Source organism: Streptomyces luteosporeus, from assembly GCF_039532865.1.
Taxonomy (GTDB): Bacteria; Actinomycetota; Actinomycetes; order Streptomycetales; family Streptomycetaceae; genus Streptomyces; species Streptomyces luteosporeus.
Genome location: NZ_BAAASL010000002.1, coordinates 176,882 through 203,654 on the forward strand (window position 1 = coordinate 176,882; position 26,773 = coordinate 203,654).

Genomic DNA, 26,773 nt, shown 5'->3' on the forward strand with positions numbered 1-26,773 from the left:
GGCCGGTTTGTGCCCACCCGTTCCGCCCAGCGGAACGATTGCCCACAAACCGGCGGCGCCGTCCACCGCGCGGAGCGCGGTCGGGGGTGCGGGGGCGGAGCCCCCGAAGCGGGGGTGCGAGGGGGCCGCAGGCCCCCTCGGGAACGGTGGAAGGGCGGGGTTGGGGCTAGCTCCGCTTGTCCAGTACGGTCGCCAGCTCCGCCAGGATCGGCGTGCGGGCCAGTTCCGTCACCGTGATGCGGCGGTCGAGGGCGATCACGAGGCGGAGGGCCGACAGTGACGTGCCGCCCGTCTCGAAGAAGTGGTCGTGGCGGCCGATGCGGTCCTCGGGGACCTTCAGGGCCGCCGCCCACAGCGCGGCCAGCCTGCGTTCGGTGGGCGTGTGCGGCGCGGCCCGCAACGGCGCGTCGGCGACGGCCAGTTCGGCGGCGAGTGCCGTCAGGGCCTTCTTGTCGATCTTTCCGTTGGCCGTGAGCGGCAGTGCCTCGCGCCGGTGGGCGTGGTCGGGGACCATGAACGGCGGCAGGTCGGCCGCGAGGGTCTCGCGTACGGGGCGGTCCTCGTCGGCCGCGTAGAAGGCGACGAGGTGGCGGCCGTCGCCCTCGCCGGCGACGACGACGGCGCCGTCGCGGACGCCGGGGACACGCAGGAGGCGGTTCTCGATCTCGCCGATCTCGATGCGGAAGCCGCGGATCTTGATCTGGGAGTCGCGTCGGCCGAGGTATTCGAGTTTGCCGTCGGGCAGCCAGCGGCCGAAGTCGCCGGAGCGGTAGAGGCGGCCGCGGCCGGCGCGGAAGGGGTCGGGGACGAAGGCGGCGCGGGTGCGTTCCTCGTCGCCCACGTAGCCGCGGCCCACGCATATGCCGGAGAAGACGATCTCGCCGGGCGCGCCGAGGGGCACGGGGTTGAGGCGTTCGTCGACGACGAGGACGAGGACGTTGCGGACGGGGGGTCCGAGCGGCACGGAGGGGTGGTCCGGGACGCGGTCCATGACCTCGTGGTTGGTGTCGTCGCAGGTTTCGGTCAGGCCGTACGCGTTGACGAGCCGGACCTGCGGGAAGGCGGCGAACCAGCGTTCGGCAAGTTCCTTCTTCAGGGCCTCGCCGGTGGCGGAGACGCAGGTCAGGTGGGGCAGTTCGCGGGGGCTGTCCTCCAGGTGGGAGAGGATGACCTCCAGGTAGGAGGGCACGAGCTGGGCGACCTCGACGCGTTCGGCGGCGAGTTTGTCGACGAAGCGGCGTACGTCGAGGACGACGTCCTGTTCGACGATGAGCGTGGTGCCGCCGACGAGGAGGGCGGCGACGAGCTGCCACAGGGAGATGTCGAAGCTCTGGGGCGCGGTCTGGGCGACGGTGCCGCCCTCGCGCACGCCGAGGTCCTCGATCTTGGCGAGCAGGTGGTTGAGGAAGCCCTCGTGCTCGCACATGGCGCCCTTGGGCAGGCCGGTGGAGCCGGAGGTGAAGTAGATGTAGGCGAGTTGCGTGGGGCCGACGGGCAGGCCGAGGTCGCTGTCGTCGTCGGTCTCGGCGGGCAGGGTGTCGAGGTAGCCGGTGGTGACGGTGCCGAGGCCGGCGGTGGCCTCGTCCAGGTGGGCGGCACTGTCGCGCTGGGCGAGGGCCCAGCGGCAGTCGGCGCGGGCGAGGACGGTGGCGATGCGGCCGGCGGGGAAGTGGGGTTCGACCGGCAGGTAGGCGCCGCCGGCCTTGAGGACGGCGAGGACGCCGGCCAGCCAGTGCAGGTTGCGTTCGGCGACGACGGCGACGACGTCCTCGTCGGCGAGGCCGCGGGCGCGCAGGGCGCGGGCGATGCGGTTGGCGCGGCTGTTGAGCTCGGCGTACGTCCAGCGCTCGGTGCCGTGGACGGCGGCGACGCGGTCGGGGTGCAGGCGCACCCGTTCCTCGAAGAGCTCGTGGAAGCGCAGGTCGGGCAGGGGGCGCTCGGGTCCGGCCAGGTCCTGCAGCTGGAAGGCGAGCTCCTCGTCGCCGATGAGGCACAGCTCGTGGTGCGGGGCGTCGGGGTCGGCGGCCATGGCGCGCAGGGCGGTGAGCAGGTAGCCGGCGACGCGTGCGGCGAAGCCGGCGTCGTGGGCGTGGGGCCGGTGGCGTACGACGAGTTCGGCGTCGCCGGAGGCCGTGCCGGTGACGTCGAGGCCGACGGCGAGCAGGACGCCGGGGGCGAGGTCGTCCTCGGCCGGGGCCCGGTCGGTGACCAGGACGGTGTCGAACAGCGCGTCGGTACGGCGCAGTTCGGCGCGCAGGGCGTCGAGGGGGTGGCCGTGGTGGCGTTCGGTGGCGGCCTCGGCGCCGACGGCGCGGGCGACGAGCTCGCGCCAGGTGCCGTCCTCGGCGGTGACGCGGCAGGGCAGCGGGGCGCTCCAGCCCTCGCGCAGGCAGCCGGTCACGACGTCGCGGTCGCCGGTGAGCGCCGCGAGCACCTTCACGTGCGCGGCGAGCAGCACCGCGCCGACGGAGACGCCGAGTTCGCCGGCCGTGCGGGCGGCGAGTTCCGCGAGCGCCCCGGGGGCGCGGGTGCGGTGTTCCGCGGACGGTTCGTCCGCCGTCGCGCCGGGGGTTCGTGTCCAGCGCGGCAGCGCGGTGAAGCCGCCGGCGGTGAGCACCTCCCGCCAGTGGTTCTCGCCCTCCGCGGCACCGGCCGCCTCCGGCCCGTGCCCGTCAGCCCAACTCACCACGAGCGCAACCCTCCACGCGGATAATTCATCGGATTACTTTCCTCAGCGACACTAGGCGGGGGCTTTATCGGTGGAATATCAATTCAGCTCTCCCGCGGATAAATGCGGCCCGGCGTTTGCGGGTGCGTGCGGGGGCGTGCTCGCGGTGCCGGAAGGGCGGCATCAGCAGGCCCAGGACGACGGCGAACACCGGAAGCCAGGCGAGCCGCTCCAGCGCCCATCCGAAGGAGAGGGGGGCGGTGTGCAGGCCGGGCAGCGGGCCGGCGGTCAGGCCCAGGCAGGTGGTCAGCAGCATGGCCGTCTGGTGCCACAGGAACACCGTCATCGCCGACAGGTTGAGCCCGGCGACGAGCATCCAGGGCAGGGGGCGGCCCATCAGGCGGCGCAGCGGTCCGCGCAGGGCCAGCGCGAGGCCCGCCTGGGCGAGGCCGAAGCAGACGGCGGCGAGGGTGGGCGGGCTGAGGTTGGAGACGTCCTGCCCCGGCACGCCGACCATGCTCGCCGGGTAGCCGCAGCCCAGGACGAGGGCCACCGTGCCCGCCGCGCCGCCGGCCAGCAGGGCGAGCGGGGCGCGGACGCCGCGCAGGTGACCTGCGGCCCAGGCGGTGCCGAGGACGTACGGGACGAGCCAGCCGGCCGGCACGTTCAGCCAGCCGAGCTGCTCCGGGGTGTTCCAGCCGAACCGGGCGGTGTCCACCAGGGCCACCGTGGCGGCAGGCAGCAGCGCGGCCTGGGGCCCCAGGCGGCGTACGAGCGCCACGACGGGGGCGGTGGCCGCGGTCAGGGCGGCGAAGACGCACAGGAACCACAGGGGGGAGACGACGAGCGCGATCAGCGTGCGCACCGTGCCCCAGCCGGCGTCGCCGGCCGTCAGCCAGAGGGCGGCCGGTATCCAGACACCCAGGACGGCGGGCACGGGGCGGGTCAGCCGGCCCAGCCGGCGGGCGGTCCAGCGCCCGTACGACTCGCCGCGGGCGCGGGCCGACTCCCAGCTGCGGGCGGCCGAGTAGCCGCCGACGAGGAAGAAGACGGCGAGCGTCTGCAGCACCCAGGACAGGGGTGTCAGGGCGGGCAGGTGCCCCAGCGGGCTGTCGGTGTACAGGTGTCCGTCGCCGTCCTGGACGACGGCCGTCACCAGCCAGTGCCCCAGGACGACACCGCAGATGCCGAAGGCGCGCAGGGCGTCCACGGCCCGGTCGCGGCGGGCAGGGGTGGCGGCCTCCACGCGGCGGGCGAGCGCCGTGACGGTCTCACGCACGGTCGCCTCCCGTGGCGGTGACGTCCGCGGTGCGGCCGAGGGCGATCAGGGCGAGGTTGCGCAGGGCGGTGCCGCCGGGGCGCAGGTAGTCGCCGTGGCCGCCGCTGCCGGCGGCGAAGCGGTGGGCGCCGAACGCGCCGGAGACCGGGTCGGTGCCCAGGCCCAGGGTGATGTCCAGCGGCAGACGCAGGGAGACGTGCGGGACGCGCGCGATGCCGTCGCCGCTCGCCCGGCCGGCCCAGATGCGGGCCGCGGTGTCCAGGCCGGCCGCCGTGGTGGCGCCGCTGCCGGGGCTGCCGTAGAGGGCGACGTCGGCGACGTGCGCGGCGTCGAGGCCGGGGCCGGCGCTGCCGCACACGACCGAGCCGTAGGAGTGGCACAGCAGGGTCAGCCGGGCGTGCGGGGCGGCGGCGCGCAGCCCGGTCAGGAAGGCGAGGAGGCCGCGCGCGCCCTCCCGGGCGCGGCCGGGGGTGATGACCGCGCCGCTGATGGTCTCGGGGGTGTCGTAGCCGAGCCAGGCGACGACCGCGTGCCGGCCGCCGGGGTCGTCGGCGCGCAGCTGGCGGGCGAGGGCCCGGGCGCCGCCGCCGGGGGCGGCCCAGGTGGAGCCGTGGCTGTCGAAGTGGCGCACGGTGGTGTCCGCGCCGGGCACGAGGACGGTGATGGTGGAGGCGGTGGCGAGGTCGTCGCCGACGACCTCCACGGCCCGGCCGCGGCCGCGCCCGTCGAAGGACAGGAAGTGCCGTCCGGGCGCGGCCAGGGCGCGCAGGGCGGCGGCGCGGTCGGTGTCGTCGGCGCGCTCGGCGGCGACGGCCGCGTCCTCGGCGGCCTGCCGGGTGAGCCGGTAGCGCGCGTCGAGGGTGTCCGCCGCCATGGCCGGCAGGGCCGGTGGGGCGGGTGTCTGCACGTCGCGCGCCTGCGAGGGGGCGCCGGTCACCGGGACGGCCACCGCGGCGGCGACGACGGCGGCGAGCAGGCCGCGCCGCAGGGGCCGGGGTATCCCGGGGGGCCTGCGGCCCTCGACGATGGTGTCCTCCGGTTCGTCCGGCACGATGTCACGACCTCCGCGTTGCTGTGCCGGGCGAGCGGAGTGATTCATTCCGCCTCCCGGCCGGGAACTGGTGGCCGGGAGCCTAAAAAGCCGAATTATCGGCGGACTATCAGGGCAATTCCCGCCCGCTAAAGCCCGCTCGGAACCCCGCCGGGGCGTTTCCCTGAATTTGGGGAAACACCCCGGCGAAAAGGCACCTCAGGCGACGGCTGCTCAGACGAGGGCCGCGGCCGGCGCGCGGTGCAGGCGCTCCGCCAGCAGGCGGCCGATCTCGGCCAGCGGGGCCGACTCGGTCATCCGCTCGTGCGTGGTGGCGACCTCCACCAGCTCCACCGTGCCGGAGACGTACGGCTCCCACGCGGCCGGGTCCGCCCACTCGCGGCGGTTCTCGGTGGCGACGACCAGCAGCATGTCGCCGTCGTACGGGGCCGGTTCGGCCGGCGTCACCAGGCGCACGTTGTTCACCAGCACGTCCAGCACCGCAGCGCGCTGCGCCTCGTCCAGGTGGCGGGACTCGCTGGAGCCGCGGCCCATGTAGCCGACGACGGCGCGGCGCACCTCGGCGAGGTCGGCGGGCACCGCGTCGGACTCGCCGTGGATGCGGGCGTACGCCTGGAACATGTCGGTGAGGATGCCCTGCGGCTCCAGCGGCTCCTTGCGGTCGGCCTCCACCGGGTAGGAGTCGAGCAGGGCCAGCAGGCCCACCTCCTCGCCCTGGCGGCGCAGTTCGGCGGCCACCGCCTGGGCGAGGGCGCCGCCCAGCGACCAGCCCACCAGGTGGTAGGGGCCCGCCGGCTGCACGGAGCGCATCTGCGCCACGTAGTCGGCGACCATCTCCGCGAGCGTCGCCGCCGGCGGCTCGCTGCCGTCGGCGCCGCGCGACTGCAGGCCGTACAGCGGCTGGTCGGCGTCCAGTGCGCGCAGCAGGCCCGCGTAGCACCAGCTCAGCCCGCCCACCGGGTGGACGGCGAACAGCGGCGGCCGCGTGCCGGTGGTGCGCAGCGGCAGCAGGACGTCGAAGCCGCCGGCCGCGTCGCCGCCGTCGATGCGCTCCAGCAGCGCCGCCGGGGTGGGCGCGGCGAAGATCGTACGGACGGAGACCTCCGCGCCGAGCACCGCGCCGATGAGGCCGGCCAGCTTGGACGCCAGCAGCGAATGCCCGCCGAACTCGAAGAAGTTGTCGTCGATGCCCATTCCCGGGGCGCCCAGCACCTCGGCGAACAGGGCGCACAGCACCTCCTCGCGGCCCGAGCGCGGGGCGCGGCCGGCGGGGGCGGCCGGCGGCTCGGGCAGCGCCCGCAGGTCCGCCTTGCCGTTGGGGGTCAGCGGGATCTGCTCCACCGGCACGAAGGCCGAGGGCACCATGTACTCCGGGAGCCGGCCCAGCAGCCGCGAGCGCAGGGCCGCCACGTCGGCGGCGCCGGCGCCGGGGGCCGGGACGACGTAGGCGACCAGGCGCTGCACGCCGGGCCGGTCCTCGCGGACCATGGCCACCGCGCGGGAGACCGCGCTCTGTTCGGCGACGGCCGACTCGACCTCGCCGAGCTCGATGCGGAAGCCGCGCAGCTTGACCTGGTCGTCGGCGCGGCCGACGAACTCCAGCTGTCCGTCGCGGCGCCGGCGCACCAGGTCGCCGGTGCGGTACATGCGGGTGCCGGGCCGGCCGTAGGGGTCGGCGACGAAGCGCGCGGCGGTGACGGCGGGCCGGCGCAGGTAGCCGCGGGCCAGCCCGTCGCCCGCCAGGTACAGCTCGCCGACGACGCCGGCGGCCACCGGCCGCAGGGCCGCGTCCAGCACGTACGCGCGGGCGTTGGCCACCGGCCGGCCGATGGGCTGCACGGGCCCGGCCTGCGGGTCGCACACCGCGGAGGTGACCTCGACCGTGGCCTCGGTCGGCCCGTAGCCGTTGACCAGGCGGCGGCCGGGCGCCCAGCGGGCCACCAGCTCGGGGGCGCAGACCTCGCCGCCGACGATCAGGGTGCGCAGGTCGGGCAGGTCCGCCGCCGGCAGGCCGGCCAGGACCGAGGGCGGCATGTGGGCGTGGGTGATGCGCTGCTCGGCCAGGAAGCGGGCCAGCTCCTCGCCGATCGGCGTGCCGTCCGGCACCACGAGGGTGCCGCCGGTCAGCAGGGCCATGCACAGCTCGGAGACCGACACGTCGAAGCTCGGCGAGACGAACTGGATCACCCGGCTGCCCGGTCCGGCCCCGTGCCGGGTGCGGTGGTGGTGGGCGAGCCCGGCCAGGCCGCGGTGGGTGACGACGACGCCCTTGGGGGTGCCGGTCGAGCCGGAGGTGGAGATGACGTACGCGGGGTGGTCGGTGCGCACGGTCACGGCGGGGGCGGTGGCCGGCTGCGCGGCGACCTCGGCGGCGAACCGCGGGTCGTCCAGCAGGACGACGGGCGCGTCCGCCGGGAGGGCGGCGGTCACCGAGGAGCCGGTGAGCACGCACACCGGGTCGGCGTCGGCGAGCATCAGGGCCAGGCGCTCGGCCGGGTAGGCGGGGTCCAGCGGCACCCAGGCGGCGCCGGTCTTGACCACGGCCAGCAGGGCGGTGACCAGGTCGGCGGACTTCGGCAGCGCGAGGGCCACGAACCGCTCGGGGCCGGCGCCCAGGCCGGCCAGGCGGTGGGCCAGGCGGTTGGCGCGCTCGTCGAGCTCGCGGTACGTCAGCGAGGTGCCGTCGTGCGCGGTGAGCGCCTCGGCGTCGGGGGTGCGGGCGACCTGGGCCGCGAACAGCGCGGGCAGCGGGGCCTTTTCGAGGTCGAGGACGGGGCCGTGCCAGCCCTGCAGCAGCTGCTCGCGCTCGGCGCCGGCCAGCACCTCCAGGCGGCTGAGCGGGGCCTTCGGGTCGGCCGCGGCGGCGGCCAGCAGCCGGGCGAGGCGGTCGGCGAGCTCCTGGGCGGTCTCGCGGTCGAACAGGGCCGTGGCGTACTCGACGATGCCGCGCAGCCCGGCCGGCTCGCCGTCGGGGTCGTGGCTCTCGGCGACGCTGAAGGACAGGTCGAACTTGGCGACGCCCGCGCCCGTGGCCTCGAAGCCGACCGCGAGGCCCGGCAGTTCGAGGGCGGGGCCCGTGTTGTTCTGGAAGGCCAGCATCACCTGGAACAGCGGGTGCGCGGCCGCCGAGCGCACCGGGTTGACGGCCTCGACCAGGCGCTCGAAGGGGATGTCCTGGTGGGCGTACGCGGCCAGGTCGGTCTCGCGCACGCGCTCCAGCAGCTCGCCGAAGCCCGGGTCGCCCGCGGTGTCGGTGCGCAGCACCAGGGTGTTGACGAAGAAGCCCACCAGGTCGTCGAGGGCCTCGTCGCCGCGGCCGGCCACGGCCGTGCCGATGGGGATGTCGGTGCCCGCGCCCATGCGGGTGAGCAGGGCGGCCAGGCCCGCCTGCACCACCATGAACAGGCTGCAGCGGTGGGCGCGGGCCAGGGAGACCAGCGCGCGGTGGGTGGCGGCGTCGACCGACAGGTGCACGTAGTCGCCGCGGTGGTCGGCGACGGCCGGGCGCGGCCGGTCGGTGGGCAGGGCCAGCAGCTCGGGAGCGCCGGCCAGCGCCTGCGTCCAGTACGCCAGCTGGCGGCCGAGGACGCTGTCGGCATCGCCGTCGTCGCCCAGCAGGTCGTGCTGCCAGAGCGTGTAGTCGGCGTACTGCACCGGCAGCGGCTCCCAGGTCGGGGCGCGGCCCGCGGTGCGGGCGGTGTACGCCGCGCCCAGGTCGCGCACCAGCGGGGCGGTGGACCAGCCGTCGCCCGCGATGTGGTGCAGCAGCAGGAGCAGTACGTGCTCCTCCTCGCCCACCCTGAACAGGGTGCTGCGCAGCGGCGTCTCCAGCGCCAGGTCGAAGGGCCGGCGCGCGGCCTTCGCCAGGGCGGCCGGCAGGCCGTCCGCGTCGGTGGTGACGACGGTCAGCTCGGCCCGGTGCTCGCCTGCGTCGAGGATCCGCTGGTACGGGACGCCCTCGTGCTCGCCGAAGAGGGTGCGCAGGCTCTCGTGGCGCGCCACGACGTCGCCCAGCGCGGCGCGCAGGGCCTGCTCGTCGAGGCGGCCGGTCAGGCGCAGCGGCATGGGGATGTTGTAGGTGGCGCTCGGCCCCTCCAGGCGGTCGAGGAACCACAGGCGCCGCTGGGCGAAGGAGACAGGTACGCGCTCGGGCCGCACGGCCGGGCGGACCGGCTCGCGGGCGGTGACGCCCTGGTCCAGGCGCCGGGCCAGCAGGGCGGCGGTGGGGGCCTCGAACAGGGCGCGTACGGGCAGTTCGACGGCGAACGTCGCGCGGACCCGGCCCAGCAGCTTGATCGCCGACAGGGAGTGGCCGCCGAGCTCGAAGAAGTCCTCGTGCGGGGCGACGGCCGGCTTGCCGAGCACCTCGGCGAACAGGCCGCACAGGATCTCCTCCTGCGGGGTGCGCTCGCGCTCCCGCCGCGGCCGGGCAGTGACCGGCAGGGATGCGTCAGCGGGCGCCGGTACGGGCAGCAGGGCGCGCTGGGCGGCGGTGATCGGCTCGACGTCGCCGAGGAGCAGCTCCGGCTGCTCGACGGCCGTGCGCACCAGGTGTTCGGTGCGGGCGAGAAGGACGTCCGCGGCGGCCTCGTCGAAGAGGTCGGGGCGGTACTCCAGGCGCATGTGCAGGCGGCGGCCGGCCATGCCGGCGATCAGGCGCAGCGGGTAGTGGGCGGCGTCCTTGCCGGAGACGCGGGCGACGCGCAGGCCGGCGACCTCCTGGCTGCCGGAGCCGTCGGAGGGGTAGTTCTCGACGGTGAGCGCGGTGTCGAACAGGTCGCCGTGCCCGGCCAGGCGCTGCACCTCGCCCAGGCGCAGCTGCTGGTGGTCGAGCAGGTCGGCCTGCTCCTCCTGCAGCCGGGTGAGGTTGGCGGCCAGCGAGGCGCCGCGCTCGAGGCGCACGCGCACGGGGACGGTGTTGATGAACAGCCCGACCATCGTCTCGATGCCGGGGATCTCCGGCGGGCGGCCGGAGACCACCGAGCCGAAGACCACGTCGTCGCGGCCGGTCAGCTCGGCCAGCACCAGCGCCCACACTCCCTGCAGGAGGGTGTTGACGGTCAGGTTGCGGGTGCGGGCCATGGCCTCCAGGGAGGTGGTGAGCTCCTCGGGGAGGTCGGTGGAGCGGTAGGCGGGCAGGATGCCGGGCCGGTCGGGGTCGGCGGGCACGACGAGGGTGGGGCCCTGCAGCCCGGCGAGGGCGCGGCGCCAGGCGTCCTTGGCCGCCCCGGCGTCCTGGCGGGCCAGCCACGCGAGGTAGGCGCGGTAGGGGGTGACCGGCGGAAGCGTCGCGTCCGAGCCGTTCTCCTTGTACAGCGTGAGCAGCTCGCGCAGCAGCACGGGCGCCGACCAGCCGTCGATGAGGATGTGGTGGTTGCTCATCACCAGGCGGTGCAGGCCCGCGCCCAGGCGGACGAGGGTGAAGCGCAGCGCCGGCGGGGCGGCCAGGTCGAAGCGGCGGACGCGGTCGGCCTCCAGCAGGGCGGTCAACTCCGCCTCCCGCACGGCCTCCGGCAGGGCGGAGAGGTCCACGTCCTGCCAGGGCAGCGGCACCTCGCGGTGGACGACCTGGATGGCCTGGCCGTTCTTGCGCTGGCGGAAGCCGGCGCGCAGGTTGGCGTGGCGGCGCAGCAGGGCGCGCGCCGAGGTCTTCAGCCGCTCGACGTCGAGGGTGCCCTCCAGGTCGAGGAAGAGCTGGGTGTTGTAGACGTCCGTGTCGCCCGCCTCGCCGGCGAGCGCGTGGAAGAGGAGGCCCTCCTGCAGGGGAGACAGCGGCAGGACATCCTCAAGACCCGAAGTCTTCATGCGATTTCCCTCAATTCAGCTTCAAGATCGTCGATTTCGTCCTGGCTCAGCTCGACCAGCGAGAGGTCGGACGGGGTGTAGCCGCCCACGTCGGTGGTGGCGGTGCACTCGGCCAGGGCCCGCAGTGCGCGGAACCAGCCCTCGGCCATCTCGCGGACCTCGGCCTCGGTCAGGAGCGCGGCCGGCCAGGTCCACACGGCGCTCAGCTCGGGGCCGCCGGGCCGGTCCTCGGTGATCGCGTTGATCTCCAGGGTGTGCCCGACCGGCATGGCGCCGTCGCGGGGCGCGGGCCCCTTGACGCCGGGCACCACGGCCCAGTCGGCGGTGGGGGCGCCGCCGCCGGAGGCGGGGAAGCGGCCCAGGTAGTTGAAGCCGATCTGCGGCGCGGCCCGCCCGGCCAGGTGGGGCGCGGTGTCCGGGTTCAGGTGCCGGAGCATGCCGTGGCCGATGCCGTTGTCGGGCAGCTCGCGCAGCTGCTCCTTGATCCGCTTCAGGGCCCGGCCCAGCTCGGGGCCGGCCGTGCGCACGTCGGCGTCGGTGACCGGTCCGGGGTCCAGGCGTACGGGGAAGAGCGAGGTGAACCAGCCGACGGTGCGGGAGAGTTCGGCGCCGTCCAGGATCTCCTCGCGCCCGTGGCCCTCCAGGTCCAGCAGGACGGGGCCGGTGCCGTGGCCGCGCCGCGCGCGGTACTCGCGCACGGCCAGGGCGAGGCCGGTCAGCAGGACGTCGTTCACGCCGGCGTGGAAGGCGGCCGGAACGGACGTCAGCAGGGGCTCGGTCACCTCGGCCGGCAGCCGCAGGGTGAGCGAGACGGTGGTCGCCGCCACGTCGCGCCCGGGGTCGGGGGCGACCGTGCCCAGCTGCGGGTCGGGGGTGTCCAGCACCCGCTGCCACACGGGCAGTTCGGCCGTGCGCTGCGGGGCGGCCGCGGCCTCGGTCAGCCGCTGCGACCAGCGGCGGAAGGAGGTCGGTACGGGGTCGAGGGCGGGGGTGGCGCCGCCGGCCGAGCCCTCCCAGGCGGCGGCGAGGTCCGGGAGCAGGATGCGCCAGGAGACGCCGTCGACCACCAGGTGGTGGGCGACGATCAGCAGCATGCCGGGCCGCTCGGCGCCGGCGTCGAACCACACCAGCCGCAGCACCGCGCCGTCCGCGGGGGCGAGGTGCTGCCGGGCGGCCTCGCCGTGGACGGCCACGGCCTCGGCCAGCGCCTCGCCGGCCAGCCTGCTGACGTCCACGCGCTCCAGGCAGCCGGCGGCGGTGACCGTGCCGGCGGGGGCGATCTCGGGGGTCCAGCCGTCGGTGCCGGTCAGGCGCAGGCGCAGGGCGTCGTGCCGGTCCAGCAGGGCCTGGACGGCCCGCAGCAGCCGGTCCTCGTCGGCGCCCGCCGGCACCTGGACCACCATCGACTGGTTGAAGCCCTCCCAGGAGCCGCCGAGTTCGCGCAGCCAGTGCATGATCGGCGTCAGCGGCAGGGTGCCCACGCCGGCGTCCGGCGCCTCCTGGGCCGTGGCCGCGCCGCTGTCCGCGGCGATCAGCGCGAGGGCGGCCGGCGACTGGTGCTTGAAGACGTCCCGGGCGGTGAGGACGAGCCCGGCCTTGCGGGCGCGGCTCACCAGCTGGATGGACAGGATGCTGTCGCCGCCGAGCTCGAAGAAGTTGTCGTCGGCGCCGACGCCGTCCAGGCCCAGCACCTCGGCGAACAGGCCGCACAGGAGCTCTTCGCGCGGGGTGCGCGGGGCACGGCCGGCGGGCCGTTCGCCCTGGCCGGGGGCGGGCAGGGCCTTGTGGTCGAGCTTGCCGTTGGGGGTCAGCGGCAGGGCGTCGAGGGTCACGAAGGCCGAGGGCACCATGTACTCGGGCAGTTCGGCGGCGGCGTGCTCGCGCAGGCCCTCGGCGTCACCGACCACGTAGGCGACCAGGCGCCGGTCGCCCGGCCGGTCCTCGCGCACGATCACCGCGGCCTGGGCCACGCCGTCGCGGGCGGCCAGGACGGCCTCGATCTCGCCGAGTTCGATGCGGAAGCCGCGGACCTTGACCTGGTTGTCGGCGCGGCCGACGAAGTGCAGCTGTCCGTCCTCGTCCCAGCGCGCCAGGTCGCCGGTGCGGTACATGCGCGTACCGGCGGGTCCGTACGGGTCGGCGACGAAGCGGCCGGCCGTGAGGTCGGGGCGCCCGTGGTAGCCGCGGGCCAGGCCCGTACCGGCCACGTACAGCTCGCCGGGCACCCCGGCGGGCACGGGACGCAGGGCGGCGTCGAGCACGTACACCTGCGCGTTGGCGATGGGCCGGCCGATCGGCGGGGTGACGGCGCCGGAGACCGGGCCGCTCATCGTGGCGCAGACGGTGGTCTCGGTCGGCCCGTAGGCGTTGATCATGCGGCGGCCGGCGGACCACCGCGCGACCTGGTCCGGGGCGCAGGCCTCGCCCGCCACGACCAGCGTCATGTCCTCGGGCAGCGCGCCGTCGGGCAGGACGGCCAGGGCGGCCGGCGGGAGCGTGGCGTGCGTGATGCGGTGCCGGGCGAGCGTGCGGACGAGGTCCTCGCCCGGCAGCAGCTCGTCGCGGGAGGCGAGCACAAGCGTGGCGCCCGCCAGCAGGGCCATGCACATCTCGGACGTGGCCGCGTCGAAGCTCGGCGAGGCGAACTGCAGCACGCGGCTGTCCGGCGTCACGCCGAAGACCTCGATCTGGCCCGCGGCGAGGCTGGAGATGCCCGTGTGGGTGACGACGACGCCCTTGGGGCGGCCCGTCGAGCCGGACGTGTAGATGACGTACGCGGGGTTCGCCGGCACCGCCGTGCGCTGCGGCGCGTGGACCGGGCGGCCGGTGAGGTCGGTGCCGTCGAGGTCGACGACGGGCACGGTCCGCGGCAGCCGGTCGCGGGTGGCGGCGTCGGTGACGACGCACAGGGGGGCCGCGTCGTCGAGCATGTAGGCGATGCGCTCCGCCGGGTACTCGGGGTCGACCGGCAGGTAGGCGCCGCCCGCCTTCACCACGGCGAGCTGGGCCACCACCAGGGCGGCGGACTTCGGCAGCGCGACGGCGACGATCCGCTCCGGGCCCACGCCGAGTCCGGCGAGGTGGTGGGCGAGCCGGTTGGCGCGCGCGTCCAGCTCGGCGTACGTCAGCGTCGTGTCGCCGTGGACGAGGGCGACGGCCTGCGGGGTGCGGGCGACCTGTGCCTCGAAGAGCTCGGGCAGGGTGCCCCGGGCGACGTCGCGGGCGGAGTCGTTCCACTCGACGAGCAGCCGCTCGCGCTCCTGCGGCGCGAGGATCTCCAGCTGCCCCACGGGGGCGTCCGGCGCGGCCGCCGCGGCCTGCAGCAGACGCACGAGCCGCTCGGCGATGCCGCGGGCGGTGCCGGCCGTGAAGAGGTCGGTGGCGAAGACGACGCTGCCGTCGATGCCGGCGGGCGTCCCGTCGGCGGCGTAGCGGTCGCGGAGGCTGAAGGAGAGGTCGAACTTCGCCGCACCGGCGTCCAGCCCCTCCACCCGCGTGGTCAGGCCGGGCAGCTCGACGGCGGCCTCGGACTGGCTCTGCAGGGTCAGCATGACCTGGAACAGCGGGTGGTGGGCCAGCGAGCGGACGGGGTTGGCGATTTCGACCAGGCGCTCGAAGGGCAGGTCCTGGTGGGCGTACGCCGCGAGGTCGCTCTCCCGTACGCGCTCGACGAGTTCGGCGAAGGTGGGGTCGCCGGAGACGTCCGTGCGCAGGACGAGCGTGTTGACGAAGAAGCCGACCAGCCCGTCCAGCGCCTCGTCCGTGCGGCCCGCGACGGCGGTGCCGAGCGGGATGTCGGTGCCCGCGCCGAGGCGGGTGAGCAGGGCGGCGAGCGCCGCCTGGACGACCATGAAGGTCGTCGCGCCCGTCCGGCGCGCCAGCGCGGACAGCGCCTGGTGGGTCTCCTGCCCGATCGAGAAGCCGACCTGGTCGCCCCGGTAGGAGGCGACGGCGGGGCGGGCGTGGTCGGTGGGCAGGTCGAGCAGCTCGGGCAGGCCGGCCAGGCGCTCCGTCCAGTACGCGGCCTGGCGGGCGGCGGTGCTGGCCGCGTCGCTCTCGTCGCCGAGGACGTCGTGCTGCCACAGCGCGTAGTCCGCGTACTGCACCGGCAGCGGCTGCCACTGCGGCGCCCCGCCCGCCAGGCGGGCGGTGTAAGCGGTGGTCAGGTCGCCCAGCAGCGGGCCGGCGGACCAGCCGTCGGCGGCGATGTGGTGCATCAGCAGGAGCAGGACACTGTGCTGCTCGTCCACCCGGAACAGCGTGGCGCGCAGGGGCGGTTCGGTGCCCAGCGCGAACGCGTGCCCGGCCGCCTTGCGCAGTGCGGCGTCCAGGTCGGTGGTGTCGGTGTCGGTGACGGTCAGGCCGGTGAAGCCGGTCTCCGCGGGCAGGATCTGCTGCCGCGGTACGCCGTCGGTCTCCGGGAAGACGGTGCGCAGGCTCTCGTGGCGGGCCACCACGTCACCGAGCGCCGCCTGAAGGGCGTCGGTGTCGACCGTGCCGGTCAGGTGCAGGGCGAGCGGCACGTTGTACGTGGCGCTGGGGCCCTCGACGTGGTCGAGCACCCACAGCCGGCGCTGGGCGAAGGACAGCGGCAGCACCTCGGGGCGCTCGCGGTCGGCGCCGGGCCGGTTGCGGGCGGAGCCGGCGTCGTCCAGGCGGGGTGCGAGGGCGGCCACGGTCGGGGCCTCGAAGAGGTCACGGATGGCCAGTTCGGCGCCGAGGGTGGTGCGGATGCGGCTGATGAGGCGGGTGGCCATCAGGGAGTGGCCGCCCAGCTGGAAGAAGCTGTCGTCGATGCCGACGCTCTCCAGACCCAGCACCTCGGCGAACAGGCCGCACAGGATCTCCTCGCGCGGCGTGCGCGGCGCACGCCCCGCGGGCCGCTCGGTGGTGTCCGGGGCGGGCAGGGCCTTGTGGTCGAGCTTGCCGTTGGGGGTCAGCGGCAGGGCGTCGAGGGTGACGAAGGCGGAGGGGACCATGTACTCGGGGAGTTCGGCGGCGGCGTGCTCGCGCAAGTCCTCGGTGCCACCGACGACATAGGCGACGAGGCGCCGGTCGCCCGGCCGGTCCTCGCGGACCACGACCGCGGCCTGGACCACGCGCTCGTGCGCGGCCAGGACGGTCTCGATCTCGCCGAGTTCGATGCGGAAGCCGCGCAGCTTGACCTGGTTGTCGGCGCGGCCGACGAAGTGCAGCTGTCCGTCGCGGTCCCAGCGGGCGAGGTCGCCCGTGCGGTACATCCGGGAGCCCGCCGGCCCGTACGGGTCGGCGACGAAGCGGCCGGCCGTGAGGTCGGGGCGCCCGTGGTAGCCGCGGGCCAGGCCGGTGCCGGCGACGTACAGCTCGCCGGCGACGCCCACGGGCACCGGGCGCAGCGCGGCGTCGAGCACGTACACCTGCGTGTTGGCGATGGGCCGGCCGATGGGGGGCACGTCGGCGCCGGAGACGGGACCGCTCATGGTGGCGCAGACCGTCGTCTCCGTCGGCCCGTAGGCGTTGATCATCCGGCGGTCGGCGGACCAGCGGGCGACCTGGTCCGGGGCGCAGGCCTCGCCCGCCACGACCAGCGTCATGTCCTCGGGCAGCGCGCCGTCGGGCAGGACGGCCAGGGCGGCCGGCGGGAGCGTGGCGTGGGTGACGGCGTGCCGGTGCAGGGTCGCGGCGAGCGCGTCGCCCGGCAGCAGCTCCTCGCGCGGGGCCAGCACGAGCGTGGCGCCCGAGAGCAGGGCCATGCAGACTTCCCACGTCGCGGCGTCGAAGCTCGGCGAGGCGAACTGCAGCACGCGGCTGCCGGAGCCGACGCCGAAGGCCGTCATCTGCTCGGCGACGAGGCCGGCAATGCCCGTGTGGGTGACGACGACGCCCTTGGGGCGGCCCGTGGAACCCGACGTGTAGATCACGTACGCCGCGTTCGCCGGCGTCAGGCGCGGCTGCGGGGCGTGGGACGGCTGCCCGGCGAGCGCCGCCTCGTCCGGCACCAGCGCGTTCGCCCTGGCCGGGAGGCGGTCGCGGGTGGCGGCGTCGGTGACGACGCACAGCGGATCCGCGTCGTCGAGCATGTAGGCGATGCGCTCGGCCGGGTACTCCGGGTCGACCGGCAGGTAGGCGGCACCTGCCTTGACCACGGCGAGCAGCGCGACGAGCCACTCCACCGAGCGCGGCAGGGCGACGGCCACGATCCGCTCGGGGCCGGCGCCGAGGCCGGCGAGGTGGTGGGCGAGCCGGTTGGCGCGCGCGTCCAGCTCGGCGTACGTGAGCTCGGTCGTGCCGTACACGGCCGCGACGGCGTCGGGGGTCTCGGCGACGCGGGCCGCGAACAGCTCGGGCAGGGTGCCTTGGGCGACGTCGCGGGCGGAGTCGTTCCACTCCACGAGCAGCCGCTCGCGCTCGGCGGGCGACAGGACGTCCAGCGCGCTCACCGGCCGCGCCGGGTCGGCGGCGGCGCTCGCCAGCAGCCGGGACAGGCACGCCGCCAGGTACGCGGCCGTCTCCTCGTCGTACAGCTCCGTGGCGTACGTCAGGCCGCCGGTCAGGCCGGCCGGCGCGCCGGTGGCGTCGTGGTGCTCGTGCAGGGTGAACGACAGGTCGAACTTCGCGGTCTTCGCGTTGAGGTCCTCGACCTCGGTGGCCAGGCCCGGCAGCTGCACCGTGCCGGAGGCGTTGTTCTGCAGGACGAGCATGACCTGGAACAGCGGGTGGTGCGCCAGCGTGCGCACCGGGTTGGTCACCTCGACGACCCGCTCGAAGGGGATGTCCTGGTGGGCGTAGGCGGCCAGGTCGGTGTCGCGGACGCGGTCGACGAGTTCGGCGAAGGTGGGGTCGCCGGAGACGTCCGTGCGCAGGACGAGCGTGTTGACGAAGAAGCCGACGAGCTCGTCGAGCGCCTCGTCCGTGCGGCCCGCGACGGCGGTGCCGAGCGGGATGTCGGTGCCGGCGCCGAGGCGGGTGAGCAGGGCGGCGAGACCGGCCTGGGCGACCATGAACAGGCTGCACCGGTGGGTGCGGGCCAGCTCCGCCAGGCGGGCGTGCGTGGTGGCGTCCACCGTCAGCGGGACGGTGTCGCCCGCGTGCCCGGCGACGGCCTGGCGCGGCCGGTCGGCCGGCAGGTCCAGCAGCTCGGGCGCGCCGGCCAGCTGCTCGGCCCAGTAGGCGGCCTGGCGGGAGGCGACGCTCTCGGGGTCGTCCTCCTCGCCGAGCACCTCGCGCTGCCACAGCGCGTAGTCCGCGTACTGGATCTCCAGCGGCTCCCAGCCGGGGGCGGCCCCCTGCAGGCGGGCGGTGTACGCCGTCGACAGGTCGCGCAGCAGGTTGCCGACCGACCAGCCGTCGGCGGCGATGTGGTGCATCAGCACGAGGAGCACGCTGTGCTGCTCGTCCACCCGGAACAGCGTGGCGCGCAGGGGCGGTTCGGTCTCCAGCGCGAAGGCGTGGCCGACCGCCTCCTGCAGTGCGGTGTCGACGTCGCCGGAGCCGGTGTCGGTGACGGTCAGGCCGGTGAAGCCGGTCTCCACGGGCAGGATGCGCTGCCGCGGCACGCCGTCGGTCTCCGGGAAGACGGTGCGCAGGCTCTCGTGGCGGGCCACCACGTCCCGCAGGGCCGCCTCCAGGGCGCCGGTGTCGACGGTGCCCGTCAGGCGCAGGGCGAGGGGGACGTTGTAGGTGGCGCTGGGGCCTTCGAGGCGGCTGAGGAACCACAGCCGGTGCTGCGCGTAAGAGAGCGGAATCATGACATCTCCTCAACAGACCTCTTCATCGGCCGCAGCTTCGGCCGGAGTGTCGGACGCGCCTTCTCGGCGGTGTCCAGGTGACCGGCGAGCGTCGCGACGGTCGGTGCTTCGAACAGGGCCCTGATGGCCAGCTCCACGCCGAAGACGGTGCGGATGCGGCTGATGAGACGGGTGGCCATCAGGGAGTGGCCGCCCAGCGCGAAGAAGTCGTCGTCGATGCCGACGTTCTCCAGGCCCAGCACCTCCGCGAAGAGGCCGCAGAGCACCTCTTCGCGCGGGGTGCGCGGCGCCCGCCCGGCGGGCCGGTCGTCCGGGTCCGGGACGGGCAGCGCCTTGTGGTCGAGCTTGCCGTTGGGGTTGAGCGGCAGGGCCTGAAGCGTCATGAAGACGGACGGCACCATGTACTCGGGCAGGCGCTCCGCGGTGTGCTCGCGCAGGCCCGCGGTGTCACCGACGACGTAGGCGACCAGGCGCTTGTCGCCGGGCCGGTCCTCGCGCACGACCACGGCCGCCTGGGCGACCGCGTCGTGCGTGAGCAGCACGCTCTCGATCTCGCCGAGCTCGATGCGGAAGCCGCGGATCTTGACCTGGTCGTCGACGCGGCCGGTGAAGTGCAGCTGCCCGCCGCGGTCCCAGCGCACCAGGTCGCCCGTGCGGTACATCCGGCTGCCCGGCGGTCCGTACGGATCGGCCACGAAGCGGCCCGCGGTCAGGTCGGGACGGCCGAGGTAGCCGCGGGCCAGGCCCGCGCCGGCCAGGTACAGCTCGCCGGGCACGCCCACCGGCACCGGGCGCAGCGCGGCGTCCAGGACGTACGCGGCGGTGTTGTCCATCGGCGCGCCGATCGGGACGGTGCCCGGGTAGTCGTACGGGCGGCGCAGCGGGTGGAAGGTGGCGAAGGTGGTGGTCTCCGTCGGCCCGTAGACGTCGATGACCGTGGTGCCGGGGCACTCCTCGACGACGCGGCGCAGGGCGGCGGTGGAGACGACCTCGCCGCCCGTCCACACCTCGTGGACGCCGCGCAGGCAGCCCACGTGCTCCTCGGCGATCAGCCGGAAGAGGCCGGCGGTGAGGAAGACACTGGTGATGCCCTCCTCGGCGATGGTGCGGGCGAGGGCGGGCAGGTCGAGGTCGCCGGGCGGGGCGAGGACGACCTGGCCGCCGGCCAGCAGCGGCACCCACATCTCGTACGTCGAGGCGTCGAAGGCGAGCGGCGAGTGCAGCAGCAGCCTGCGGTGGCGCCCGGTGTGGAAGGTGGCCTCCGCGCAGAAGGCGACGATGTTGGCGTGGGTGGTCGCGACGCCCTTGGGGGTGCCGGTGGAGCCCGACGTGAACATCGAGTAGGCCAGCTGTCCGGGGTGGACGGTGATGCCCGGGTCGTGGTCGGCGGTGCCACCGACGGCCTCGGCGACGGGCACGACGGTGATCTGCTCGGGCAGGTCGCCGAGTTCGGCGGCCGGCCGGTCGGTGAGCAGCACCTGCGCGCCGGACGCCGCCAGGATCGCCCGGATGCGGGCGGCGGGGTGGCGGGCGTCGAGCGGCACGTACGCGCCGCCGGCCTTGAGCACGCCCAGCAGGCAGGCCACGGCCTCGATGGAGCGGTCGTGCAGCAGGGCCACGCGGGTCTCGGCGGTGACGCCGTGCGCCAGCAGGCGGTGGGCGACGCGGTTGCCGAGGGCGTCGAGCCCGGCGTACGTGACGGTGTCCCCGCCCGCGACCAGCGCGACGGTGTCCGGGGTGCGGGCCGCCTGCTCGGCGAAGAGCTGCGGCACCGAGGCGGTGCGGAAGGCGCGCGCGTCCCCGCTCCAGTCGCCGCCCAGCAGCCGGGCGCGGTCCTCGGCGGCCAGGACGTCGAGCTCGCCGACGGTGCGGGCCGGGTCGGCGGCCGCGGCGCCCAGCAGGCGGGCCAGGCCGCCGGCGATGTCCTCGGCGGTGTGCCGCTCGAACAGGTCGGTGGCGTAGACGAGGCCGCCGCCGATGCCGGCAGGGGTGCCGTCGGGGGCGAAGCGCTCGTGCAGGTTGAAGGAAAGGTCGAACTTGGCGGCCGCCGCCTGCAGTTCCAGCGTCGTGGCGGTCAGGCCCGGCAGGTCGAGGGTGCCCTCGGCGTTGTTCTGCAGGACGAGCATGACCTGGAAGAGCGGGTGGTGGGCCAGGGAGCGCGCCGGGTTGGCGATCTCGACGAGGCGCTCGAAGGGCAGGTCCTGGTGGGCGTACGCGGCCAGGTCGGTCTCGCGGACGCGGGCCAGGAGCTCCTCGAACGTGGGGTCGCCGGAGGTGTCGGTGCGCAGGACGAGGGTGTTGACGAAGAAGCCGACGAGCTCGTCGAGCGCCTCGTCCGTGCGGCCGGCGACGGCGGTGCCGAGGGGGATGTCGGTGCCGGCGCCGAGGCGGGTGAGGAGGGCCGCGAGGGCGGCCTGCACGGTCATGAAGACCGTGGTGCCCGTGCGGCGGGCCAGCTCGGTGACGGCCCGGTGGGCGTCGGCCGGCAGGGCGAAGTCCACCTGCTGGCCGCGGTGCGAGGCGACGGCGGGGCGGGCGTGGTCGGTGGGCAGGTCGAGCAGCTCGGGCAGCCCGGCCAGGCGCTCCTTCCAGTACGCGGCCTGCTGGGCGGCGAGGCTGGCGGGGTCGTTCTCGTCGCCGAGGACGTCGTGCTGCCACAGCGCGTAGTCGGCGTACTGCACGGCCGGCGGCTGCCACGCGGGCGCCTCGCCCGCCAGGCGGGCGGTGTACGCGGTGGTGAGGTCGGCCAGCAGGGGTGCGGTCGACCAGCCGTCGGCGGCGATGTGGTGCATGAGGACGAGGAGCACGCCCTGCTCGGCCGTCTCGCGGAAGAACGTGGCGCGCAGCGGCAGTTCGGCATCGAGCGCGAAGGCGTGGCCGACCGCTTCCCGCAGCGCGGCGTCGACGTCGGTGGTGTCGGTGACCGTCAGCCGCACCGTGGCCTCGTCCGCGGGCAGGATGCGCTGGACGGGCGTGCCGTCGGCCTCGGGGAAGACGGTGCGCAGGCTCTCGTGGCGGGCCACCACGTCACCGAGTGCCGCCTGAAGGGCGTCGGTGTCGACCGGCCCGGACAGGCGTACGGCCAGCGGCACGTTGTAGGTGGCGCTCGGGCCTTCGAGGCGGCCGAGGAACCACAGCCGGTGCTGGGCGAAGGACAGCGGCAGCACCTCGGGCCGCTGCGCGGCCACGAGGGCGGGCCGGGCCTCGCCGGCCTCCGCGAGGCGTTCGGCGAGGCGCTCGGCGGTCGGGGCCTCGAAGAGGGCCCGGATCGGCAGCTCGGCGCCGAAGGCGGTGCGGATGCGGCTGATGAGGCGGGTGGCCATCAGTGAGTGGCCGCCGAGCTCGAAGAAGTTGTCGTCGGCGCCGACCCCGTCCAGGCCGAGGACCTCGGCGAACAGGCCGCACAGGATCTCCTCGCGCGGCGTGCGCGCCGCCCGGCCGCCGCCGGCCCGCAAGGAGGCGGGCGCGGGCAGGGCGCGGTGGTCGAGCTTGCCGTTGGGGGTCAGCGGCAGCACGTCGAGGGCGACGAAGGCGGAGGGCACCATGTACTCGGGGAGTTCGGCGGCGGCGTGCTCGCGCAAGTCCTCGGTGTCACCGACGACGTACGCGACCAGGCGCCGGTCGCCCGGCCGGTCCTCGCGGACCACGACCGCGGCCTGGACCACGCGCTCGTGCGCGGCCAGGACGGTCTCGATCTCGCCGAGTTCGATGCGGAAGCCGCGCAGCTTGACCTGGTTGTCGACGCGGCTGACGAACTGCAGCTGCCCGTCGCGCGCCCAGCGCACGATGTCGCCGCTGCGGTACATGCGGCTGCCGGGCGGCCCGTACGGGTTGGCGACGAAGCGGCCGGCGGTCAGCGCCGGGCGGCCCAGGTAGCCGCGGGTGACCAGGTCGCCGGCGATGTACAGCTCGCCGGGCACGCCGGCCGGCACCGGGCGCAGCGCGGCGTCCAGCACGTACATCTGGGTGTTCCAGATGGGGCGGCCGATGGTGACCACGCCCGAGGGCACGGTGTCGCCGGGCTCGATGCGGTACTCGGTGCAGCCGACGGTGGTCTCGGTCGGGCCGTACTCGTTGATGACGGTGGCCTGCGGGTGGCGGGCCCGCCACAGGTCCAGCACCTCGCCCATCAGCGACTCGCCGCCCAGCACCAGCTGGCGGGAGGGGGAGAAGCGGTCGTCGAGCTCCAGCAGCAGGGGCAGGTGGCTGGGGGTGGCCTTCACGAACGTCGGCCGGGTCGCCTCGGTGACCTCGTCGGGGCCGGTCCGCCCGTCCAGGCGGACGAGGTGGGCGCAGCCGCCGGTGATGAGCGGGGCGAACAGGCCGGTGACGGTGAGGTCGAAGGAGACCGGGGAGTGCACCAGCGCGCGGCCGTCGACGCTGTCGTACGCCTCGCGGACCCACGACAGGTACTGCACCAGCGAGCGGTGCTCGACCATGACGCCCTTGGGGCGGCCGGTGGAGCCGGAGGTGAAGATGGTGAAGGCGGCGTGGGACGGCCGCAGGGGCGTCGTGCGCTCGGCGTCGGTGAGGGTGTCCGCCGACTCGCCGGCGAGCGCGTCGTGCGTCGCGGTGTCGTCGAGGAGCAGGACGCCGGGGGCCTCGTCGGCCGGGGCGGCCAGCGCGATGGCCTCGCCCAGGGCGGGCAGCTGCTCGCTGTGGGCGATGACGGTGACGGGCCGGACGTCGGCCAGCATGAAACCGGTGCGCTCGGCGGGGTAGGCGAGGTCGAGCGGCAGGTAGGCGCCGCCCGCCTTGAGCACGGCGAGCAGGGCGGTGACCAGGTCGGCCGAGCGGGGCAGCGCGACGGCCGCGTACCGCTCGGGGCCGACGCCGCGGCGCACGAGCAGCCGGGCGAGCCGGTTGGCGCGGGCGTCGAGCTCGGCGTAGGTGAGCGTGGTGCCGGCGTGCTCGACGGCGACGGCGTGGGGGGTGCGGGCGGCCTGGGCCTCGAAGAGCGCGGTGAGCGTCGTGGCGTCGACCTCGCGCTGCTCGCCGTGCCAGCCGGCGAGCAGCTGGTGGCGCTCCTCGGGGGAGAGGATCTCCAGCTCGCCGATCGCCCGGTCGGGCTCGGCCGCAGCGGCCGCCAGCAGCCGCACCAGGCGGTCGGCGACGGCGCGGGCGCCGTCCTCGTCGAAGAGGTCGGCGGCGTACTCCAGGCTGCCGGTGATGCCCTGCGGGGCGCCGTCGGCCGCGTGCTCCTCCTGCAGGACGAACGACAGGTCGAACTTGGCCACGCGCTTGTCCACGGTGGTCAGCTCGGCGGTCAGGCCCGGCAGCGCGAACTGCGCGCCGGTGGACCCGGCGAACGTCAGCATCGTCTGGAACAGCGGGGTGTGCGCCAGCGACCGGGCCGGGTTGACGGTCTCGACGACGCGCTCGAAGGGCACGTCCTGGTGGTCGAAGGCGGCCAGGTCGCCCTCGCGCACCCGGCCCAGCAGCTGGCGGAAGGTGGGGTCGCCGGAGGTGTCGGTGCGCAGGACGAGGGTGTTGGCGAAGAAGCCGACGAGGTCGTCGAGGGCTTCGTCGCCGCGGCCGGCCACCGGCGTGCCGAGGGGGATGTCGGTGCCGGCGCCGAGCCGGGTGAGCAGCGCGGCCAGGGCGGCGTGCACGGTCATGAAGACCGTGGTGCCGGTGCGGCGGGCGAGCTTGGTGAGGCTGTGGTGCAGGTCGGCGTCCACGCTCAGCGGGACGAGGCCGCCCTTGTTGCTGGCCACGGCCGGCCGGGGCCGGTCGGTGGGCAGTTCGAGCACCTCGGGCAGACCGGCGAGGCGCTCCTTCCAGTACGCGGCCTGCTCGTCGCCGAGGTGCCCCTGCTGCCACAGGGCGTAGTCGGCGTACTGCACGGGCAGCGGCGCCCACTGCGGCGCGCGGCCGTCGAGCCGGGCGGCGTACGCGGTGGACAGGTCGCGGCTGAGCGGCGCCAGGGAGCCGCCGTCGGTGACGATGTGGTGCAGCAGCAGGAGCAGCACGTGCTCGTCGTCGGAGACGGTGAACAGCGTGGGGCGGAAGGGCGGTTCGGCGGCGAGGTCGAAGCGGTGGCGGGCCGCCTCGGTGACGGCCTCCTCCAGGCCGTCGCCCGCGGCGACGACCGCCAGCTGCGGGCGGCTGCTGCCGGCGGGCAGCACGTCCTGGTACGGCTCCCCGTCGAGTGCCGGGTAGCGGGTGCGCAGCGACTCGTGCCGGTCGGTGAGGTCGGCCAGGGCCGCGGCGAGCGCGCTGCGGTCCAGCCGGCCGCGCAGGTGCACGCGCAGGGCGACGTTGTACGCGGCGGCGCCGTCCTCCAGGTCGTCCATGTGGTGCAGGAACCACAGGCGCTGCTGGGCGGCGGACAGCGGTACGCGCGCGGGGCGCTCCGCCGGGCGCAGGGCGGGGCGCTGCGAGCCGGCCTCCGCGTCGAGGCGGGCGGCCAGGGCGGCGACGGTCGGCGCGTCGAAGAGGGTGTGCACGGACAGGGCCGCGCCGAAGACCTTGCGCACCCGGTTGATCAGGCGGTTGGCCTTGAGCGAGTGGCCGCCCAGCACGAAGAAGTCGTCGTCGATGCCGACCTGTGCGGCGCCGAGCACCTCGGCGAACAGCCCGCACAGCACCTCCTCGCGCGGCGTGCGCGGCGCCCGGCCGCGCGCCGCGACCGCAGCGGCGCCCGGGGCGGGCAGCGCGGCGCGGTCCACCTTGCCGTTGGGGGTGAGCGGGAGGGAGTCGAGCGAGAGGTAGCGCGAGGGAACCATGTAGGAGGGCAGAAGAGCCACGGCGTGCTCGCGCAGGCCCTTGGTGTCGCCCACGACGTAGGCGACGAGGCTGCGGTCGCCGGAGGCGTCCTCGGCGACGGTCACGGCCGCGCCCGAGACGCCGGGGTGGGCGCGCAGCACGGCCTCGACCTCGCCGGGCTCGACGCGGAAGCCGCGGATCTTGACCTGGTCGTCGGCGCGGCCCAGGTAGGTGAGCGTGCCGTCACCGGCCGCGCGCACGAGGTCGCCGGTGGCGTACTCGGCGGGCACCTCGGCGGCGTCGGCGTACCGGGCAAGGTGCCGGGTGCGCACGACCAGCTCACCGGTGGCCCCTGCGGTACCGGCGTCCACGAGAGTGCCGTCCTCGGCGCGCACCAGCAGCGTCACGCCGTCGATGCCCGGCCCCAGCGGCACGCGGGCCCCCGACTCGGCCCGCAGCGGGCCGCCGGGCTCGCGCACGACGAGTACGGAGACGGCCTGCGGGGTCTCGGTGGCGCCGTAGAGGTTCAGCAGCCGCGCGCCGGGCGCGAGCCGCGCCCAGGTACGGGCGGTCCCCCAGCCCAGCGCCTCCCCGCCGAACCCGACCTGCCGCAGCGCGGGCCAGCCGCCCGCGGGGGCGGCGTCGGCGAGGGCGTCGGCGAGGCCGGGCGTGAGGTGGACGACGGTGACGCCGGTCTCCGCCAGCCACCGGCCCAGCGCGGCGGCATCGCGCAACGGCACGTCGGGGAAGTGCACTTCGCCGCCGACCCACAGCGGCGTGAACAGATCGCGCAACAACGGATCGTGCCCCAGCCCGGCAAGCGCGGCGAACCGATCCCCGTCCCCGAGGGAGAAGGCCCGGCTGTACCACTCAAGAAAATGCGCAACGGGCTCCCACGAGCCCACAACGGCCCGAGGCACCCCGGTGGTCCCGGAGGTAAAAGCAACATAGGCCGCCCGGTTGGCGGGCAGTCGTTCCGCTGGGGGTCCCCCCAGCGGTAGCTGGGGGAGGAACGGGTGGGCGCCAACCGACCCACCGGCAGCAACCACCCCCGGTACGTCCAGTACCGGCACCCCGTCCGCGGCCGGCGCCGGAGCGCCTCCGCACACAAGCCAAGCCCGCGGCGCAGCCGCCGCGGCACAGGCGGCAACCCGAGAAGCCGGATGCCCCGCATCCAGCACCGTAAAGGCGGCCCCAACCTTGAGCACGGCCACCAGCGCAAGCAACAGATGCGGATCACGCTCGCCGTGCACGGCCACCACGTCGCCGGCGCCCACACCGACGTCGTACAGCCGCTGCGCCAGCACCTCGGTGTCCCGGTCCAGTTCGCGGTAGCTCCACCGCCGTCCCGCGCCGGTGAGCGCGGTGCGCTCCGGCGTACGGGACGCGTGCGCGGCGAGCCGGTCCCGCAGGGACTCGTACGGCATCGGGACACCTTCCATCAATCCGACTCCTCGTTCGCTCATTGCGATCTTGCGGGGAAGCTAATGAGCCGGGTTTTCGACGTGTTATTGACGGCTTTTCATACCGAGCGG

6 protein-coding genes are annotated in these 26,773 nt (G+C 75.3%); all 6 read right to left on the bottom strand.

All coding sequences use genetic code 11. The features are described from left to right. Nucleotides 1-166 precede the first annotated feature (166 nt). On the bottom strand, nucleotides 167-2,686 hold the full coding sequence (locus ABD361_RS03000) for a non-ribosomal peptide synthetase (protein ID WP_344433055.1): 2,520 nt from the start codon (nucleotides 2,684-2,686) through the stop codon (nucleotides 167-169). Between the two features lie 67 nt (nucleotides 2,687-2,753). Continuing rightward, nucleotides 2,754-3,947, bottom strand: coding sequence for an acyltransferase family protein (locus ABD361_RS03005; RefSeq protein ID WP_344433056.1), 1,194 nt, complete (start codon nucleotides 3,945-3,947; stop codon nucleotides 2,754-2,756). After that, nucleotides 3,940-4,998 (bottom strand): alpha/beta hydrolase, encoded by a 1,059-nt coding sequence (locus ABD361_RS03010; RefSeq protein ID WP_344433057.1) that lies wholly within the window; start codon nucleotides 4,996-4,998, stop codon nucleotides 3,940-3,942. Before ABD361_RS03010 ends, ABD361_RS03005 begins: the two co-directional genes overlap by 8 nt. A 213-nt stretch (nucleotides 4,999-5,211) precedes the next feature. After that, complete coding sequence (locus ABD361_RS03015) at nucleotides 5,212-10,803, bottom strand: amino acid adenylation domain-containing protein (protein ID WP_344433058.1); 5,592 nt, start codon at nucleotides 10,801-10,803, stop codon at nucleotides 5,212-5,214. Then, nucleotides 10,800-18,530, bottom strand: a complete 7,731-nt coding sequence (locus ABD361_RS03020) for an amino acid adenylation domain-containing protein (protein ID WP_344433059.1) — start codon at nucleotides 18,528-18,530, stop codon at nucleotides 10,800-10,802. The genes ABD361_RS03015 and ABD361_RS03020 overlap by 4 nt, the downstream gene beginning before the upstream one ends. Beyond that, on the bottom strand, nucleotides 18,527-26,704 hold the full coding sequence (locus ABD361_RS03025) for an amino acid adenylation domain-containing protein (protein ID WP_425583127.1): 8,178 nt from the start codon (nucleotides 26,702-26,704) through the stop codon (nucleotides 18,527-18,529). The genes ABD361_RS03020 and ABD361_RS03025 overlap by 4 nt, the downstream gene beginning before the upstream one ends. Nucleotides 26,705-26,773 lie beyond the last annotated feature (69 nt).

What these genes read in the sequence shown, in the direction of transcription:
- ABD361_RS03020 (WP_344433059.1), bottom strand. Translation starts at nt 18,530, where the DNA reads ATGATTCCGCTCTCTTACGCGCAGCACCGGCTGTGGTTCCTCAGCCGC.
- ABD361_RS03015 (WP_344433058.1), bottom strand. Translation starts at nt 10,803, where the DNA reads ATGAAGACTTCGGGTCTTGAGGATGTCCTGCCGCTGTCTCCCCTGCAG.
- ABD361_RS03025 (WP_425583127.1), bottom strand. Translation starts at nt 26,704, where the DNA reads ATGAGCGAACGAGGAGTCGGATTGATGGAAGGTGTCCCGATGCCGTAC.